Annotated in this window: 17 protein-coding genes; 10 read left to right on the forward strand and 7 right to left on the reverse strand. The window is 69.8% G+C overall.

The window, feature by feature from the left end; translation table 11 throughout:
• Positions 1 to 53: 53 nt before the first annotated feature.
• Entirely contained in the window at positions 54 to 425 is a 372-nt protein-coding gene (locus tag ACTWQA_RS10735) for a VOC family protein (protein WP_443159293.1), read from the reverse strand.
• A 39-nt stretch (positions 426 to 464) separates the two neighbouring features.
• Between ACTWQA_RS10735 and ACTWQA_RS10740 the strand changes: the two genes are divergently transcribed.
• Entirely contained in the window at positions 465 to 1028 is a 564-nt protein-coding gene (locus ACTWQA_RS10740) for a thioredoxin family protein (RefSeq protein WP_327590276.1), read from the forward strand.
• Between the two features lie 274 nt (positions 1029 to 1302).
• On the opposite strand, the gene ACTWQA_RS10745 is transcribed toward ACTWQA_RS10740, so the two are convergent.
• A complete protein-coding gene (locus ACTWQA_RS10745) occupies positions 1303 to 1620 on the reverse strand; it encodes a hypothetical protein (protein ID WP_443159096.1) in 318 nt (105 codons plus the stop codon).
• 141 nt (positions 1621 to 1761) lie between these two features.
• Between ACTWQA_RS10745 and ACTWQA_RS10750 the strand changes: the two genes are divergently transcribed.
• Positions 1762 to 2256 (forward strand): beta-class carbonic anhydrase, encoded by a 495-nt coding sequence (locus ACTWQA_RS10750; RefSeq protein ID WP_443159097.1) that lies wholly within the window; start codon positions 1762 to 1764, stop codon positions 2254 to 2256.
• A gap of 128 nt (positions 2257 to 2384) precedes the next feature.
• Here the strand turns inward: ACTWQA_RS10750 and ACTWQA_RS10755 are convergent, their stop codons facing one another.
• Positions 2385 to 4451: a DNA gyrase/topoisomerase IV subunit B gene (locus ACTWQA_RS10755; RefSeq protein ID WP_443159098.1), complete on the reverse strand. Its 2067-nt coding sequence runs from the start codon at positions 4449 to 4451 to the stop codon at positions 2385 to 2387.
• A gap of 247 nt (positions 4452 to 4698) precedes the next feature.
• Between ACTWQA_RS10755 and ACTWQA_RS10760 the strand changes: the two genes are divergently transcribed.
• Positions 4699 to 4929 carry a DUF7455 domain-containing protein gene (locus tag ACTWQA_RS10760; protein ID WP_305922573.1) on the forward strand — a complete coding sequence of 77 codons (231 nt, stop codon included), beginning with the start codon at positions 4699 to 4701 and terminating at the stop codon, positions 4927 to 4929.
• 161 nt (positions 4930 to 5090) lie between these two features.
• Here the strand turns inward: ACTWQA_RS10760 and ACTWQA_RS10765 are convergent, their stop codons facing one another.
• Entirely contained in the window at positions 5091 to 5789 is a 699-nt protein-coding gene (locus ACTWQA_RS10765) for a GNAT family N-acetyltransferase (RefSeq protein WP_443159099.1), read from the reverse strand.
• 152 nt (positions 5790 to 5941) lie between these two features.
• On the opposite strand from ACTWQA_RS10765, the gene ACTWQA_RS10770 reads away from it, so the two are divergent.
• Positions 5942 to 6688, forward strand: a complete 747-nt coding sequence (locus tag ACTWQA_RS10770; RefSeq protein WP_443159100.1) for a YaaA family protein — start codon at positions 5942 to 5944, stop codon at positions 6686 to 6688.
• Between the two features lie 140 nt (positions 6689 to 6828).
• On the opposite strand, the gene ACTWQA_RS10775 is transcribed toward ACTWQA_RS10770, so the two are convergent.
• The 3 genes from ACTWQA_RS10775 to ACTWQA_RS10785 form a co-directional block, all read right to left on the reverse strand.
• A complete protein-coding gene (locus ACTWQA_RS10775) occupies positions 6829 to 8484 on the reverse strand; it encodes an RNA polymerase sigma factor (RefSeq protein WP_443159101.1) in 1656 nt (551 codons plus the stop codon).
• A 242-nt stretch (positions 8485 to 8726) separates the two neighbouring features.
• Positions 8727 to 10820 (reverse strand): SpoIIE family protein phosphatase, encoded by a 2094-nt coding sequence (locus tag ACTWQA_RS10780; RefSeq protein WP_443159102.1) that lies wholly within the window; start codon positions 10818 to 10820, stop codon positions 8727 to 8729.
• A 217-nt stretch (positions 10821 to 11037) separates the two neighbouring features.
• Entirely contained in the window at positions 11038 to 11607 is a 570-nt protein-coding gene (locus tag ACTWQA_RS10785) for an HhH-GPD-type base excision DNA repair protein (protein WP_443159103.1), read from the reverse strand.
• A 154-nt stretch (positions 11608 to 11761) separates the two neighbouring features.
• On the opposite strand from ACTWQA_RS10785, the gene ACTWQA_RS10790 reads away from it, so the two are divergent.
• The 6 genes from ACTWQA_RS10790 (at position 11762) to ACTWQA_RS10815 (ending at position 16799) form a co-directional block, all read left to right on the forward strand.
• Positions 11762 to 11986 carry a hypothetical protein gene (locus tag ACTWQA_RS10790; RefSeq protein WP_305922567.1) on the forward strand — a complete coding sequence of 75 codons (225 nt, stop codon included), beginning with the start codon at positions 11762 to 11764 and terminating at the stop codon, positions 11984 to 11986.
• A gap of 273 nt (positions 11987 to 12259) precedes the next feature.
• Positions 12260 to 13750 (forward strand): hypothetical protein, encoded by a 1491-nt coding sequence (locus tag ACTWQA_RS10795; protein ID WP_443159104.1) that lies wholly within the window; start codon positions 12260 to 12262, stop codon positions 13748 to 13750.
• A gap of 12 nt (positions 13751 to 13762) precedes the next feature.
• On the forward strand, positions 13763 to 14551 hold the full coding sequence (locus tag ACTWQA_RS10800; RefSeq protein ID WP_443159105.1) for a thioesterase family protein: 789 nt from the start codon (positions 13763 to 13765) through the stop codon (positions 14549 to 14551).
• A gap of 36 nt (positions 14552 to 14587) precedes the next feature.
• Positions 14588 to 15343: a LamB/YcsF family protein gene (locus ACTWQA_RS10805; RefSeq protein WP_443159106.1), complete on the forward strand. Its 756-nt coding sequence runs from the start codon at positions 14588 to 14590 to the stop codon at positions 15341 to 15343.
• 5 nt (positions 15344 to 15348) lie between these two features.
• Positions 15349 to 15954 carry a 5-oxoprolinase subunit B family protein gene (locus tag ACTWQA_RS10810; protein ID WP_443159107.1) on the forward strand — a complete coding sequence of 202 codons (606 nt, stop codon included), beginning with the start codon at positions 15349 to 15351 and terminating at the stop codon, positions 15952 to 15954.
• Positions 15951 to 16799: a biotin-dependent carboxyltransferase family protein gene (locus tag ACTWQA_RS10815; RefSeq protein ID WP_443159108.1), complete on the forward strand. Its 849-nt coding sequence runs from the start codon at positions 15951 to 15953 to the stop codon at positions 16797 to 16799. Before ACTWQA_RS10810 ends, ACTWQA_RS10815 begins: the two co-directional genes overlap by 4 nt.
• Positions 16800 to 16906: the final 107 nt, after the last annotated feature.

Here is a 16906-nt window from a genome sequence, read left to right on the forward strand (position 1 = left end):
CTACGGCCTAGCGTTGGAGTGGGGCCGGCTTGGTAGCCGGGACCGGGGGCGGGTCAGCCCCGGCAGAGGCAGAACGGGTGCCCGGCCGGATCGAGGAACACCCGGAAGCTGTCGTCCTCGCTGGGCTGATGCTCATGCTTGACGGCGCCGATCTCGAGCACCCGCTTCTCCGCCTCCTCCATGTCGTCCACGGTGAGATCGAGGTGGAACTGCTGCGGCCGCTCGGGGTCGGGCCAGGTCGGCGGCCGGAAGTCCGGTGCGAGCTGGAACGCCAGCCGCCGGGGCGGCCCCCCGTCGGTCACCACCACCCAATCGTCCTCAACCGACGTGATCGGCCAGCCGAGCAGCCGGGAGTAGAACTCGGCCAGCCCTTGGGGATCGGGCGTGTCGAGGACGACGGTCCGGAATTCCGCGATGCCGCTCATCATTCACCTCTCTCTGACGTGGTTGCGACAATGGATGCCATGGCTGTCAACTCGTTCATGGTTCCGCTCGGCGCTCCCGCGCCCGACTTCGATCTCACCGCTATCGACGGCGGCAGCGTCTCGCTGGAAGACCTCAAAGACTCTCCCGCCACACTGGTGGTCTTCCTCTCCAACCACTGCCCCTACGTGCGGCACATCGAGAAGGGTCTGGGCGCGCTGGCCGCGGACTACGGCGCCCGGCTGTCGATCGTCGCCATCTGCAGCAACGACAGCGTTAATTACCCGGACGACGATCCCACACACCTGGCCGAGCAGGCCGCCAGAGCTGGGTTCACGTTCCCGTACCTGCTGGACGACACCCAGGAGGTGGCCAAGGCATACAAGGCCGCCTGCACGCCCGACTTCTTCCTGTACGACTCCCGGCTCAAGCTCGTCTACCGCGGAGAATTCGACGGCTCCCGCCCTGGCAACTCGGTGCCGGTGACCGGCGCGTCGCTGCGGGCGGCCATCGACGCCCTGCTGGAGGGCGGCGAGGTGCCCGCGGAGCAGAGCCCGTCGCTCGGCTGCAGCATCAAGTGGAAGCCGGGCAACGAGCCCGCCTGAACGCTTGCGCCTGGCGCCGCTCGGCATGCCCAGACCACCGGGCTGGGCATGCCCGCGACGGCCGACCCGATACCGGCGTTTACGGCGAGCCCAGCGGGCCGAAGGCACGCAGTGCGGCGTCCAGCCCGAGGGGGTTGCCCAAAAGCTCTTTCGCCCTTGAAGACGGCGCGCACCCGGCCGCCTTGCCCTTGAAGACGGCGCCTACCCGTGGAGATGGCGAGCACCTATGGGGTGACGAGCACGAGTGACGAGCAGGGGTGGCGGGCGGGGTCGGTCAGCGGGTGGAGGCGGAGATCGCCGTCGGGAGCGCGAGTAGGAGCTCGTGCGGCTGGCCGCCCTGCCAGTGCCGGATCAGCCGGGCGCCCGCTTCCCCGGGATCGAACTCCTCACACCCCAAAGGCCCGAAGCAGCCCGCCTGGTCCAGCATCAGGATGAGCGGATCGTCATCGGGCAGGCTGGCGGCATAGGCGGCGGTGTCGATGAGGGCCAGCGCGCACCTGGCATTGCGACCGTCGTCGTTGGACTCCACGCGGTCAAGGCGGCGCCAGGCTTGAGCACGGAGATACGCGGCGAGCGATTCGGACCTGGTCACGACTGAAACCTTCTTAGATCACGTACATGCGGCTACGACATCATCACGCAAGGTGACGCGCTTTCGTGGGACCTTTGCCAACTCCCGCCTGTCGCCACCCCGGGAGCAGCCACTTTTGAGGGTGGTGTCATCATCTGGGACATGAGTGCGTTCGACGACCTGTATGCCGCCAACGCTAAGTTTGCGAAAGACTTCGGGAGCTCCGAGCTCACTGGCCGGGCAGCCCGCGGGCTGGCCGTCGTGACCTGCATGGACTCGCGCATCGACCCGCTCGGCCTGCTCGGGTTGCAGGCGGGCGACGCCAAGATTCTCCGCAACGCCGGCGCCCGCGTGACCGATGACGTGCTGCGGACGCTGGTACTGGCCGTTTACCTGCTCGGGGTCGAGCGCGTGCTGGTCATGCCGCACACGGACTGCGGCATGGCCAAGGTGACGGACGCGGACGTGCACGCTCTCACCAGCGAGCGCGGGGTGGACACCCGCAGCCTGGAGTTTCATACGGTGCCCGACCAGTACGAGGCGCTGCGCCACGATCTGACCCGTATCCGCACCAGCCCGTTCCTGCCCGCGGACATGCCGGTGACCGGTGCGGTCTACGACGTCCGGACGGGCCGCCTGACCGCGTCCGAGTTCTGAAGCGGCGAGACAAGGGCGCACCAGCTCCAGATAGGCCTAGGACGGCCCCAGGAACGCGCCCAGACGGCTCTTAGGCCTCCTGCGCCTCGAACATGGTGCAGGAGGGACGAAACGCCGTCTGGCGGTCTCTAGGCGTCGATGTGGTCGCGGTCGACCTCGGCGGCGCTGTTGACGATGAACTCCCGCCGCGGCGCCACATCGCTCCCCATGAGCAGGTTGAAGATGCCCTCGGCACCCTCGGCGTCCTCGATGCGCACCCGGCGCAGGATCCGGTGCCGCGGGTCCATCGTGGTCTCGGCCAGCTGGTCGGCGTCCATCTCGCCCAGACCCTTGTAGCGCTGCACAGGGTCCTTCCACCGCTTGCCGCGCCGCTCCAGGTCCCGCAGCACCCGCTGCAGCTCGGCGTCGGAGTAGCAGTAGATGTATTTCTCCTTGCCCTTGCCGGGGTTGGTGAGCTCGATGCGGTGCAGCGGCGGCACGGCCGCGAACACCCGCCCGGCCTCCAGCATCGGCCGCATGTAGCGGTGGAAGAGCGTCAGCAGCAGGGTGCGGATGTGAGCGCCGTCCACGTCGGCGTCGGCCATGAGGATGACCTTGCCGTAGCGGGCCGCCTCGATGTCGAACGAGCGCCCGGAGCCTGCGCCGACGACCTGGATGATGGCGGCGCATTCGGCGTTTTTGAGCATGTCGCTCACGGACGCCTTCTGCACGTTGAGGATCTTGCCCCGGATGGGCAGCAGCGCCTGGAACTCCGAGTCGCGGGCCAGCTTGGCGGTGCCCAGCGCCGAGTCGCCCTCGACGATGAACAGCTCGCTGCGGTCCACGCCTTCACTGCGGCAGTCGACGAGCTTGGCGGGCAGCGCGGAGCTTTCCAGCGCACTCTTGCGCCGCTGGTTGTCGCGGTGCTCGCGGGCCGCGATGCGGGCCTTGGCGGCGGCGACGATCTTCTCCAGAACGGCTCGCAGCGGCTGCTTGTAGCCGCGCGGCGGGTTGGTGAAGATCTCCTTGAGCTCGCGCGAGACGACGTGGGAGACGATGCGGGTGGCCGCGGAGGTGCCCAGCACCTCCTTGGTCTGGCCCTCGAACTGCGGCTCGGGCACCCGGACCGTGACCACGCCGGTCAGGCCTTCGGAGATGTCGTCCTTGGTGACGGGGTCGTCGCCGTTTTTCAGCAGGCGGGTCTCGCGCAGCAGCTCGTTGACCGTGCGCACCAGGCCGCGCTCGAATCCGCTCAGGTGGGTGCCGCCCTTGGGGGTGGCGATCACGTTGACGAACGACCGCACGGTGGACTCGTAGCCCTTGCCCCAGCGGACCGCCACGTCCACGGTCAGCTCGCGCTGTACCTCGGTGGGCGTCATGTGGCCCTGGTCGTCGAGGACCGGCACGGTCTCGTGGAAGTGGCCCACGCCCTGCAGCCGCAGCACGTCGCAGACGGGCTCGTCACGGGCCAGGAACTCGGTGAACTCGGAGATGCCGCCGTCGAAGCGGAACTCCTCCTCCACACGCTCCTCGTGCCTGCTGTCGTAGACGGCCAGGGTCAGCCCGGGCACCAGGAACGCGGTCTGCCGCAGGCGCACGTGGATCTCGTCCATCGAGACCTCGGCCTCGGGCAGGAAGATCTGCTTGTCGGCCCAGAAGCGCACCCGGGTGCCGGTGACCTTGCGCGGGAGCGTGGCACCGACCCGCAACCCGGACTTCTTCTTGAACTTCGCCGTCGGCCCGTCACCGTCGAAGATGCCGGGGACGCCGCGGCGAAAGCTGATCTCGTGAACCCGCCCGTCCCTGTCCACCTCGACGTCGAGCCTCGCCGACAGGGCGTTGACCACGGACGCGCCCACGCCGTGCAGGCCGCCGGACGCGCCGTAGGAGCCGCCGCCGAACTTTCCGCCCGCGTGCAGCTTGGTGTAGACGAGCTCCACACCGGCCAGCCCGGTCTTCGGCTCGACGTCGACAGGGATCCCGCGGCCGTTGTCGCGGACCTCGATGGAGCCGTCGGCGTAGAGCTCGACCTCGATTCGGTCACAGTGCCCTGCCAGCGCCTCGTCGACGCCGTTGTCCACGATCTCCCAGAGGCAGTGCATGAGCCCGCGGCTGTCGGTGGACCCGATGTACATCCCCGGGCGCTTGCGGACGGCCTCGAGGCCCTCAAGCACCGACAGGTGACGAGCCGTGTAACCCGCCTCCACTAGCGTCACTCCAGCTCCCCAGGTCTAAGCATCGAACACGTGTGCGTAGCCTACCGTTCTTCCCGTACGCACGCGTACAAGCTTGCCATGGCGACACGTTTGCCGTTACCAACCGGCTGATCGTCATTACTATCGGACACATTCTGCTCTGGGCGTAGAGAGGGGGAGGTTGGGAAGCTCCACGTCCGGTTAGATGTTGTTCCAAGTGACTGACGCCAGATCCTCGCTTCGGCGGGGGTGACCCGAAAGGCGATACGTGACTGGAGCTCTCGCCCCCGTTAAGCCGCTGACGGCCCTCGACCGCTGCGACCGCTGCGGCGCCCAGGCCTACATTCGCGCGACCCTGCCCATAGGCGGGGAGCTGCTGTTCTGCGCCCACCACGGGCGTCAGCACATTGCGGCGCTGCGCGAAAAGGGCGCCGACATCCTGGACGAGTCGGCTCGACTCAGCAAGACCGATTCGATTGCCCCCAACGACGAGCGCTGACCCGGCGCTGGTCGTGATGAGATAACCACATATCGCGTGACAGTGACGGCGACCCCGGGCGTGCCCGGGGTCGCCGTCCTGCGTAAGACGCCGTGGCCGACCCACCCATTCCCGTAGGCCGCCGCCCGACGGTCAGCTTCCCGTAGGCCGCCGCCCGAAGGTCAGCGCACCCGGTAGTGATACCGGCCCGCGATCTCGAACCCCTCGCCGCGATACAGCGCCTGCGCGGCCTGGTTGGGCGCGGTGGTGACCAAATACGCGGAGTCCGTGCCCGCATGCCTCGCCAGCGCCCGCAGCACGGTACGGGCCAGCCCACGGCGGCGTGCCTCCGGCCGCGTGGCCATGCAGTAGATCCCCAGCGTGCCGCCCTGCGGTACGGCCCGCCCGACGGCGAGTGCCACGCCGCCCTCCTCGTAGGCCCCATACCAGGCCGGTACGCCGGTGCAAATGCGCTCGGCTTCCTCGAGCCCGCTGCCGAACCGCCCGTCCACGGCCCACCAGGTCTCGAGCCACCCCCGCCAGGGCCGCTCCTCGATCCTGACCTCGCGCTCCGCCTCGCCCAGCACCTCGGGACGGAGAGAGCCGGCCGCCATGACGAGCGTCGGGTCGACCAGCTCGTAGCCCCTCACCTCCAGCTCCTCATCCAGACCGGGGGTCGCCCCAAGCCCCACGGAGAAGACGCAACGCTGCCCACGCTCCCGGTAGAACCGCTCAGCCCTCTGGATGGCCTCGCCCAGATCCACCGGCCGCCCCAACGCGAGCACCGAGTTGGCCCGCTTGGTCACGCCCCCTGCGTAACGCAACACCCACCCGTCGCAAACGAGCTGCTCATAGGCAGGCCAGGCCTCGTGCACAAGCATGTCGAAATCCACTCGCGCAGCCTAGCCAAGCGCCCAGCCGCCCCGTGACACCCGGGCGTGTCGCCGCACCATTGGCCCAGGTTTCAGCGAAGCGGACGGCCCGCGTGGCCCGCCGTACAGAAGGAAAGACCAGCACCAATAGGCTGAGGGACGTGCTGATTGTGTTGCCGCCGTCGGAGGGAAAGGCCTCCGAGGGGAGCGGCCCGCCCGTCGGGCAGCTGTCTTTTTCGTCGCTCGACAAGCCCCGCAAGCGGGTGCAGACCGCGCTCATCCGGGCCTCCAAACGCCGAGACGCCCTCGACGTGCTGGGCCTGTCCCCCGGTCTGGCGGGCGAGCTGGCCAAGAACACGGCGCTGCCGGCGGCCCCCACGCTCCCCGCCGCCGAGCTCTACACCGGCGTGCTCTACGACAATCTCGGGCTGAACACGTTGGATTCGGCCGCCCGGGCCCGGGCGGCCGAATCGGTCCTGATCTTCTCCGGCCTGTGGGGCGTGGTCCGGATCACCGACCGGATCCCGCCGTACCGCCTCTCGATGGGCGTCAACCTCTCACCCGTGGGCGGGCTGGCCGCGTTCTGGCGTCCCCAGATCTCCAAGGCGCTCGACACGCTCCCGGGCCTGGTGGTGGACCTGCGCTCGGCGACGTACGCGGCCGCCTGGCAGCCGGGCGAGCGCTCGGTGACGGTACGGGTGTTCAGGGACGGCAAGGTCGTCAGCCACATGGCCAAGGCCACCCGCGGCGAGATCGCCCGCGCCCTCCTCCACCAGAACGCCACCCCGGCCACCCCGGACGAGCTGGCCAAGATCCTGGACGCCCTCGGCTACACCGTCACGCTGACGCCCCCCTCGCGCGCAAACCGCCCCTGGACGCTGGACGTGCACGTCAACGACCCTTCGTGAGCCACCGCGAAGAAGCCCCGCACGGACACCGCTTCGTGAGCGAAGAAGCCCCACACGACACCCCTTCGTGAGGAGATGCGAAGAAGCCCCGCACGGACACCCGTGCGGGGCTTCATCTTCAGCCGATCAGTCCAGCCCGATCAGTCGAGGTAGTCGCGGAGCACCTGCGACCGGGACGGGTGGCGCAGCTTGGACATGGTCTTGGACTCGATCTGGCGAATGCGCTCACGGGTCACCCCGTAAACCTTGCCGATCTCGTCCAGCGTCTTCGGCTGTCCGTCGGTGAGCCCGAAGCGCATCGAGACGACGCCCGCCTCCCGCTCCGACAACGTGTCGAGAACGGAGTGCAGCTGCTCCTGGAGCAGCGTGAAGCTGACGGCGTCGGCCGGAACGATGGCCTCGGAGTCCTCGATGAGGTCGCCGAACTCGCTGTCGCCCTCCTCGCCCAGCGGCGTGTGAAGCGAGATGGGCTCACGACCGTATTTCTGGACCTCGACGACCTTCTCGGGCGTCATGTCCAGCTCGCGGGCCAGCTCCTCCGGCGTGGGCTCGCGGCCGAGGTCCTGCAGCATCTGCCGCTGGACGCGGGCCAGCTTGTTGATCACTTCGACCATGTGGACCGGGATGCGGATGGTCCGCGCCTGGTCGGCCATGGCACGCGTGATCGCCTGCCGGATCCACCACGTGGCGTAGGTGGAGAACTTGTAGCCCTTGGTGTAGTCGAACTTCTCCACGGCCCTGATCAGGCCCAGGTTGCCTTCCTGGATCAGGTCGAGGAACAGCATGCCGCGGCCGGTGTAGCGCTTGGCCAGCGAGACCACGAGCCGGAGGTTGGCCTCCAGCAGGTGGTTCTTGGCCCGGCGGCCGTCCTCGGCGATCCACTCCAGCTCGGCCCGGACGTCGACCGGCAGGCTGCCGGTCTCGTCGCCGCCCAGCTGCTCCTCGGCGAACAGGCCGGCCTCGATGCGCTTGGCCAGCTCGACCTCCTGCTCGGCGTTGAGCAGGGGGACCTTGCCGATCTGCTTGAGGTAGTCCTTGACCGGGTCGGCGGTGGCGCCGGCGGCTGCGACCTGCGCGACCGGGGCGTCATCGTCGTCGTCGGACAGGATGAGGACCTCGTCCTCGGTCTTCTCCGTCGCCGCGATCTCGGAGGGCTTGGGCCCCTCCTCGGTCTCGTCGTCGGAGTCGGAGTCACCCTCGGCGTCGGACTCCTCGGCGACGATCACCTCGTCGTCGACCTCGATGTCCTCGAGGTCCTCCAGCTCCACGTCGCCGTCGAGCTCGATGTCCTCGTCGTCGTTGTCCGCGTCGGCGGACTCGGGCGCCTTCGGCTTGGTCTCGGCAGGCCCAGCGTTCTTCGGCTCGGCCTTCTTGGCGGCGGCGGGAGCCGCGGCCTTCTTCGCCGCCGGAGCGGCCTTCTTCGCAGGGGCCGCCTTCTTGGCGGCCGGCTCGGCTTCAGCGGCGCCCACGACCGCGGTCACGGTCTCGGGCTGCTGCTCTTTGGCGGCCGCCGCCGTCTTGGTCTTGACGGGGGCGGCGGTGCGGCGCTTTGCTGGACCACGAGACTTCTTCGGCGCAGCCGAATCCGCGGCGGTCACCACCACGGTCACGCCCTCTTTGCTGAGGTTCCGCAAGAACGCGGCGGCGTGCGACATGGGGATGTCCGCCTCCTCGAAGGCCTGACGGACATCCTCAGACTCGAGGAAACCCTGCGAGCGCCCACGCTCGAGCAGTCGCTGAATGACGGGCTCGTTCAGCTCTTGTGGCTTCGAGCGAGTCGAACTTGCAGGCGACACGAACACCTCTCGAACGAACGCGTGGCGACAATGGACCCAGATGCCCGCTGGGGGGCTGCTCCCTCTCTCGGAGATCAGTGAGGCCGTGCGGACCGCGACGGACCTGCACAGCATTGTGGCACGACCCCGCACTCCATACGGCCACCTCCCGGCGGTTGACCTCCACCCTAGGCCGACCCAGACAGTAGTGCGTACGTAAGCGGGGCACTGATACCCGAAAGCAACCGTTATGACTGTTTCATTCAGTCACTCTTCGTGGCTGGCGGGACGTGAATTGCTAGCGCAGTAACGTCATCATCCTGTTCATATCCAGACAACATCCGGTCAACCAGGAAGTCCAGCAACATGTGCGGACTACTTACGACCTCAGGCGGCGCTTCGGTCACAACACTGCAAAGCTCGGCGAGTCCGGCATCCAGCCCGCGCTTCCTGTTCTCCACGAGACCGTCGGAGTAGAGCACGGCGGTATGGCCGGGCGGCACCACGAACCGGAACTGCCTACGGCTGGTCGGCCAGCCTAGCGGAGTGCCGGGCTCGGCGTCGCACAGGATCGCCGTGCCCTGCGGAGAGACCAGCACGGGCGGTGGGTGGCCGGCCAGGGCGAGCGTGCCCTCGCCGGTCACAGGCTCCACGACCATGTAGGCCAGGGTCGTGACCTGCTCCTCCTCTTCGGTGGCCTCGAAGACGCGATCCAGGCCGGTGAGCACGGCCGCGGGCGGCGGGTTGGTCAGCGCCAGCGCCCGCATGGCGTTGCGGATGCGGCCCATCCCCGCCGCGGCCTTGACACCCTTGCCCATGACGTCGCCGACGACGGCCGCCACGCGCCCGTCCTGCAGCACGAAGGCGTCGTACCAGTCACCGCCGACCTGGACGTGGCGGCTGCCCGAGCGGAAGCGCTGGGCCAGTTCCAGGCCCTTGACGACGGGCAGGCGGTCGGGCAGCAGGCTGCGCTGAAGGGTCTCGGCGGTGCGGTGCTCGCGCTCGAACAGGGTGGCCCGCTCGACCGCCAGCGCGCACTGGCCGGCCAGCGCCTCCAGGAAGACGCCGTCCTCCTGGGAGATCTTCACCGGCCGGGTGAAGGAGAACCGGAGCGCTCCCAATGCCCGCCCGGCGGCCAGCAGCGGCAGCCCGACCCAGGCCCGCTCGTCGCTGTTGGCCAGGTAGTTGGCCAGGACCTCCTCGTCGCCACCGGCCTCGAGCAACTGCGCCTTGAGGCTGTCGGTCGACTCGGCGAACATCGGCCTGCGGCTGTTGACGGCCATGGTCATCACGCTGGAGCTGGACAGCGGGATCTCCTCGCCGAAGGCGCCGGACGCCTCGGGGATGCCCTCGCCGTTGATCAGCTTGAGCGCCGCGCGGTCGGTGTCGAGCAGCGCCACGGCCGAGCGGTCCGCGGCCAGGGCGGTGCGGCCCACGTCGATGATGACCTGCACCACCTGCTCGACCGTCAATGCCTCGGCGAGCTGGGCTGTGGCGCCCTGCAGCCGGGCGGTGCGCAAGGCGGCGGCGCCGAGCTGGTCGGTCAGGCGGCCGCGCATCTCCTCTGCCTCGCGCTGCGGGGTGACGTCGGTGTTGGCGCCGACCCACTCGACCACGCGACCGTGCCTGATGATCGGCACGGCCCGCACCTCGAAGTGGCGGTAGCCGCTGGCCCGGGTGCGCACCCGGTAGTTCCACTCGAACATGGTGCGCCCGCGCAGCGCCTCCCGCCAGGCCTCTTCGGTCTCCTGGCGCTCCTCGGGGTGGACGACCTCCAGCCAGCCGTTGGCGAGGTATTCCTCCAGGCCCTGGCCGGTGATGGCGCGCCACTGTGGTGCGTCCTCGACGACGGCGCCGGTGGGCGAGGTGATCCAGACGAGCTGAGACTGCGCCTCCACCAGCGAGCGGTAGCGCTCCTCGCTGCGGCGCAGTGCCTCCTCGGTCTGGCGGCTCTCGGTCACGTCGAGCCCGACCAGCGCGATCGCCCGCAGCTCGCCCGCCTCGTCGTGGACCGGCGAGAACGACAGCGACCAGTGCCTGGTGTCGCCCTCCGCCGACCGCACGCGCACGCGGCCCTCGGTGACCGGCGCGTCGGTCTCGATGACGGCCTGCACGGCGTGGGTGATGATCTGGCTGAGATCGGCGGCGAGCACCTCGACGGGCTGCCGGTCGAGCAAGCGCTCGGCGGGCACGCCGACGACGTCGCAGAACACGTCGTTGACCCGCTGAACGCGGCTGTCGCCGTCGAAGAACGCGAAGGCGAACTCGGCCTCCGACAGCAGGCCCTGGAAGAGGGCGGAGTCTGAGATGTCCACATCCGACTCCCGGGGACGGGGAACGGAGGTCTCGGCGCTCATGGTCGGCACCTCCGTCGCGTGCCAGGGTCTCCCACGCGGCACATCTCCATAGTCGTGTATCGGCGTAGCACAGCTCCGGGCGACCGGATTCTGCAGTACATCATCGGCGATGGGCATGTGCGGACGGAAGCCCCCGCCGCGGCCCGGTCGCCTCTAAGGTCAACGCATCCTGTCAAAATCGCTCCACGTCGCGCAGCAAGATCAGGTTACAGCGCAGCTACTCGGCCGGGGCCGCGCGCTTGGCCTCTTGCTTGGCGGCACGCACGCGGACCAGGCTCTCGGCGTCGAAGACGTCGGCGACCGATCGGTGTGACCCCTCCTCGCCGTAGGCTCCGGCTGCCTCACGCCAGCCTGATGGCCGGACCCCCAACTGCTTCCCCAGCAATGCCAAAAAAATCTGGGCCTTCTGTTTGCCGTATCCCGGAAGGGTCATGATTCGTTTCAGCAACTCTTTGCCGTCCGTGGCATCCGCCCAGATCTTCTCCGGCTGTCCGTCGTAGTGTTCGACGAGGTAGGCCGCGAGTTGCTGGACCCTGGCCGCCATAGACTTCGGGTAGCGGTGCACGGCCGGCTTCTCGGCGAGCAGCGCGGCGAACGCCTCAGGATCATATGAGGCTATCTCCGCGGCCGTGAGGTCGTGCCCCAGCCGCTGCGAGATGGTGAACGGCCCCGTGAACGCCCACTCCATGGGGACCTGCTGGTCGAGGAGCATGCCGACGAGCAGGGCGAGCGGGCTGCGGCCGAGGAGCTCGTCTGCCTCGTTTTGCTGGGCGAGCTGGATGCGCATGGAGACAGCTTCGCATGAATGGGTAGCCGGTGACGTGAACACAGCCGTCGAGGAGGCTTGACACACGCCCGAGAAAAGGTGAAATGAGAGCGCAAGTCACCCTGCAGACATTCCTGGGGGTTTGCCCCTGGGTCTCCAGAGGAATCTCACATCTATGCTCGCTCTGGCCACACGGTTCCTGCGGGAGCCGGTCAGTCTCAGGCTGGCCGAAGAGTTCCTGACCGTGCCCGTGGACACGATCGACCGCTGTGTCGCGGACGTGTGCGCGTGCACGCAGCATCTCGGCATCTCAGCGACGCCCGAGATCGTGGAACGAATCGCGCGCGAGCACCTGCTCGCCATCGTCAACTCGGCGCCTCCGCCGCGCGGCATGCGATAACCGCGCGGCGGCGCGCGCGACGCGCCCCGGGCGCAGCGCCCCGGGCACGGCCCTATTCGCGCGCCTCCGGCACAGTGCCCATATGCGCCTCCGGCACAGTGCCCATGTCGCTGCGCCATTCGTGCCTCCGGCACGAGGTGACCCCGATAACATCGGGGTCACCAGGCCGAGATCTCCGCGCCGTTTGCGCCTGGAATACGAGAGAGTGAGGGTGTGCGCCGACACCGACGAGATCCCCGGGAGAGCACCCCTCCAGACGACGTGTTCAAGGAGATGGTGCAAGCGGCCCGCGAGCTGCTCGCCGTACGCACCCCTTTGGACGCCGAGCTGATGGTCTCCGACATGATCGGAGCCTGGTGGGGCAGGCGGGTCAGAGGCGGCGACGTGGAGCAGGTGCTCGGTGAGGGGCTCGTCGACTACGCCGCCAAGGCCGGCACGCCGGCCTCACTGACGTTGCTCATCTGCCTGGCGTATCTGGGCACCGCCCGCCAGGGCGCCAAGGCCGAGGGCGCGGCGCTGGCGATGATGGAGTCCGGGGTGGCCAGGCCCGGCTGGGCCGACAAGGTCGGCGCCGTCAAGCCCGCGGGCTGTTACGTGTCCCGCGACGCCTACGGCGACCAGGACACGGTGATCTGCACCTTCGCCTACCGCTGGAACGAAACATCGCAGCTGAAGGACCGGCACGCGCTGGTCATGGTCGTCGACTACAACATGAGCGGCATGGCCCGCGACGCCTGGGTGTCCTCACAGGTCGACAAGCTCCTCGAGCAGGCCAGGGCCGAGGCGGCGGACAACCCGATGCTGCTGTTCGAGGAGATCCAGCCCGAGCAGGCCAGAGCGCTGCTCGAGTCGGCGATGAAGGCCACCAGGGAGCCCAAGACGCCGCCCCCGGTGAGCGACAGCTACAGCGCCTACCACGCCTTCGCCCGCGCCCGGCTCAAGGCGCTGCCACCGGGCCGCAAGCGCCCGGCCCCGCTGCACATCGAGGCGCCCTACAGCCGCGAGCGGCGGGCCATGCTGGCGGCGGAGTTCCTGGCCTCGGACGCGGCCGAGCACCTGTCGGACCCCTCGGCGGGCTCGCGGTGCGCCGACCACATCATCGACTACGGCTGCGAGCAGGACTTCAACCGGCCGCTGCGGGTCAGCCCGACCAAGTGCGAGACGTTCCTGCTGGACTGGCTGCCGCGCAAGGTGATGCTGAGCGCGGCCGAGCAGGAGGCCATGCCGCACGTGCTGTCGGCGTGGGTGCGCTTCGCCGCGCACCGCACGGGCCTGCCCGAGCAGGGGCTCAAGGCCACGCTGGACGCGGTGTGGGAGGCCACGGGCAAGTTCCCTGAGGCTTATCGGGATCCGACGTCGTTCGGGCTCGACCGGGTGCTGCTGGAGCGCCTGCTGCCGGACGGCGACCTGTCGGCGCTGGCCAGGCGGGTCTTCGCGTTCCCCTATCTGCAGGGCACGCACGACGGCATCGAGCTCGACCGGCTCAACCCGGCCGACGAGGCCGACCGGCGCACGCTGCTCGAGATCGACCACGGCGGCACGATCGACCAGGAGCACCTGGCCTGGCACGAGGAGATCGCCACCCGGCTGTGGGAGGGCGACCCGCCGCAGCTGTGGGAGGCCGTGCAACGCCTGCTCGACCTCGGCCACGACCGGCACGACGTGCTCCACGTGCTGATCGAGATCGCCGAGAGGATCGGCGGCGACCCCGACGAGCTGGCCGCGGCCCTCGACGACATCGCCGACATCCCCGACGAAATCTAGAATCTCCCTTCTATGTCGATGTACGTCCGCCTCGCAGAGGGCCGCTACCTGGCGTCCGAGCACACGCAGGGTCCCTGGGACCCGGCCACCCAGCACATGGGCCCGGTCACCGCTCTCATCGTCCACGAGCTGGCCCGTGCCGCGCCGCGCCCGGGATTGGAGCTGTCCAGGCTGGTGGTGGACGTGTTCGCGCCGGTGCCGGTGGCCGAGCTGGAGATCGCGACCGAGGTGGCGCGCGACGGCAAGCGCGTCCAGTGCCTCACGGCGAGCGTGTCGTCAGGCGGCCGTGAGTACGCCAGGGCGAGCGCCTGGCGCATCCGCGAGCTCCGCGAGGCCGGCACGCCCGCGACGCCGGTCCCCGGCCCGCCCGCCCCCGTGCCGCCGCACGGGGGCGGCACGGGGGCGCAGGCGCGCTCGTGGCTGGGCTCCGGCTTCGGGTACGGCAGGGCGCTCGACTGGCGTTTCGTCGCCGGCGGCCCCATGGAGCTCGGCCCGGCCACGGTGTGGGGCAGGCTGACGATCCCGCTGGTCGAGGGCGAGGAGATGACCCCGCTCGAGCGCCTGGCGGTGTTCGCCGACAGCGGCAACGGCGTCAGCTTCGCCCTCGACTTCGCCACCCACGTGTTCGTGAACGTGGACCTGACGATCTCCCTGTTCCGCTCCCCGGCGGGCGAGTGGATCTGCATGGACGCCGAGACCGTCATCGGCCCGTCCGGCCGTGGGCTGACCCGCTCCACCCTGTATGACGAGACCGGCCAGGTGGGCACGGCGACTCAGACGCTGTTCGTCGCGCCGCGATGAGGCGCCAAGATGACGGAGAGTTGCCATGATGGTGCCATGGTGATCGACCTCAATGCGGACCTGGGCGAGGGCTTCGGCATCTGGCGCCTCGGCGACGACCTCGCGCTGCTCGACATCGTCACGAGCGCCAATGTGGCCTGCGGCTTCCACGCCGGCGATCCCGTCACGATCAGGCGCACCTGCGCCGCGGCCGTGGACCGGGGCGTGACGATCGGGGCCCAGGTGTCCTACCGCGACCTGGCGCACTTCGGCCGCAGGGAGATGGACGTCGAGCCCGAGGAGCTGTGCGCGGAGGTCCTCTACCAGCTCGCGGCCGTGGACGGCATCGCCAGGGCGATGGGCGGCCGGGTGTCGTACGTCAAGCCGCACGGCGCGCTCTACAACCGGGTCGTCCGCGACGAGATCCAGGCGGCGGCGCTGATCGACGCGGTGGCCGACTACGACCCCTCCCTGCCGGTGCTCACCCTGCCGGGCTCGGTCGTGCACAAGGTGGCGGCGGCCGAGGGCGTGCCGACGGTGAACGAGGCATTCGCCGACCGCGCCTACACCTCTGCCGGGACGCTCGTGCCGCGCAGGGAGCCGGGCGCCGTGCTCCACGACGCCGCGGCGGTGGCCCAGCGTGCCCTCCAGATGGCCGTGGAAGGCTCTGTGACGGCCGTGGACGGGAGTTCCGTACCGATTTCCGCCCGTTCCATCTGCGTCCACGGAGACACGCCTGACGCCGTCCGGCTGGCGCAGGGGGTGCGGGACGCGTTGCTGGGGGCCGGAGTGGTCCTGCAGGCCTTCGCGTGATCCGGATGGCCGGGGAGCACGGGCTGCTCGTGGAGACGGGCTCTCTGGAGCTGTCGCACCGGCTGGACGCAGCGCTGCGGGACGACCGGCCCGAGGGCGTCGTGGAGATCGTGCCGGGCCCGGACACCGTCCTCGTGGTGGCTCCGGGCGTGGACCAGGCGCGGCTGTGTGCGCGGCTGGAGGCGCTCGTGGCGCTGGAGCGCGGCAAGGAGCAGGCCGGAGCGGCCGAGGGGCCGGTCGTGACGATTCCCGTGGTCTATGACGGCGCGGATCTCGATTCCGTGGCGGCACTGGCCGGCATCTCCGTGACCGAGGTGATCGAGCGGCACGCCGGGCGGGAGCTGGTGGTGGGGTGGCTGGGCTTCGCGCCGGGGTTCGCCTACCTCACCGGGCTGGATCCGGTGCTGCGGACGCCCAGGCTGGACACGCCGCGCACGTCGGTGCCCGCCGGGTCGGTGGCGATCGCCGGGCCGTATTCGGCGGTCTATCCGAGTGCCTCGCCCGGCGGGTGGCGGCTGCTGGGGCGCACGTCCGTACGGGTGTGGGACGTGGAGGCGGACCCGCCGTCGCTGTTCCGTCCGGGCATGCGCGTGCGGTTCGAGCGGGCATGATCGAGATCCTGGCGCCGGGCCCGTACGCGACCGTTCAGGATCTGGGGCGGCCCGGGTACGCCCACCTGGGGGTGCCGCACTCGGGGGCGGCCGACGCGGCGAGCCTGCGGCTGGCGAACCGGCTCGTGGGCAACGCCGAAGGGATGGCGGGGATCGAGCTGACGCTGGGCATGGCGCGGCTGCGGTTCCGCGCGGGGGCGTGGGTGGCGCTGGCGGGGGCGCCGGTGCCGGCCGGTCCCGTCCGGGGCGCGGGCATGGGCGTGCCGTTCTGGGTTCCCGAGGGGGCGGAGCTGCGGCTGGGGATGCCCGAGCGGGGCCTGCGGACGTATCTGGCGGTGCGCGGCGGGATCGCGGTCGAGCCGGTGCTCGGCAGCCGGTCCACCGACTCGCTCTCGGGACTGGGTCCCGAGCCGCTGCGGGCGGGCGCGCTGCTGCCCGTGGGCCGGCCGGAGGGCGTGATCGCGGTGGACCTGGCGCCGCTGCCGGAGCCGCGACCGGCCGTGCTGCGGGTGCTGCCGGGGCCTCGCGACGATTGGTTCACGCCCGAGGCGCTGGAGGAGATGTGCGCGCGGCCCTACACCGTGAGCCAGGACAGCAACCGCGTCGGCGTGCGCCTGCACGGGCCGGAGCTGGCCCGGGCCAAGGAGGGTGAGCTGCCGAGCGAGGGCATGGTCGCCGGGGCGATCCAGGTGCCGCCGAGCGGGCAGCCCATCGTGTTCCTGGCCGACCACCCGCCGACCGGCGGCTATCCGGTGATCGGCGTCGTACGCGCCGCGGATCTGGCGCTCGCCGCCCAGCTCAGGCCGGGCGACGAGGTGTGGTTCACCACTCGGCCCGGCCGGTGACGCAGGTGATGTCCGCGCCCGGCGACCTGGGTGAAAGCACGCAACATATGGCGCAGTCTCCCAGACAGGTCTTTCGCCGTTAACATGCCGCCCCCAGACTGTGTGGT

The organism is Nonomuraea sp. 10N515B, from assembly GCF_052245915.1.
Taxonomy (GTDB): domain Bacteria; phylum Actinomycetota; class Actinomycetes; order Streptosporangiales; family Streptosporangiaceae; genus Nonomuraea.

What these genes read in the sequence shown, in the direction of transcription:
- ACTWQA_RS10735 (WP_443159293.1), bottom strand. Translation starts at nt 425, where the DNA reads ATGAGCGGCATCGCGGAATTCCGGACCGTCGTCCTCGACACGCCCGAT.
- ACTWQA_RS10740 (WP_327590276.1), top strand. Translation starts at nt 465, where the DNA reads ATGGCTGTCAACTCGTTCATGGTTCCGCTCGGCGCTCCCGCGCCCGAC.
- ACTWQA_RS10750 (WP_443159097.1), top strand. Translation starts at nt 1,762, where the DNA reads ATGAGTGCGTTCGACGACCTGTATGCCGCCAACGCTAAGTTTGCGAAA.
- ACTWQA_RS10765 (WP_443159099.1), bottom strand. Translation starts at nt 5,789, where the DNA reads ATGCTTGTGCACGAGGCCTGGCCTGCCTATGAGCAGCTCGTTTGCGAC.
- ACTWQA_RS10780 (WP_443159102.1), bottom strand. Translation starts at nt 10,820, where the DNA reads ATGAGCGCCGAGACCTCCGTTCCCCGTCCCCGGGAGTCGGATGTGGAC.
- ACTWQA_RS10785 (WP_443159103.1), bottom strand. Translation starts at nt 11,607, where the DNA reads ATGCGCATCCAGCTCGCCCAGCAAAACGAGGCAGACGAGCTCCTCGGC.
- ACTWQA_RS10790 (WP_305922567.1), top strand. Translation starts at nt 11,762, where the DNA reads ATGCTCGCTCTGGCCACACGGTTCCTGCGGGAGCCGGTCAGTCTCAGG.
- ACTWQA_RS10795 (WP_443159104.1), top strand. Translation starts at nt 12,260, where the DNA reads ATGGTGCAAGCGGCCCGCGAGCTGCTCGCCGTACGCACCCCTTTGGAC.
- ACTWQA_RS10800 (WP_443159105.1), top strand. Translation starts at nt 13,763, where the DNA reads ATGTCGATGTACGTCCGCCTCGCAGAGGGCCGCTACCTGGCGTCCGAG.
- ACTWQA_RS10805 (WP_443159106.1), top strand. Translation starts at nt 14,588, where the DNA reads ATGGTGATCGACCTCAATGCGGACCTGGGCGAGGGCTTCGGCATCTGG.
- ACTWQA_RS10810 (WP_443159107.1), top strand. Translation starts at nt 15,349, where the DNA reads ATGGCCGGGGAGCACGGGCTGCTCGTGGAGACGGGCTCTCTGGAGCTG.
- ACTWQA_RS10815 (WP_443159108.1), top strand. Translation starts at nt 15,951, where the DNA reads ATGATCGAGATCCTGGCGCCGGGCCCGTACGCGACCGTTCAGGATCTG.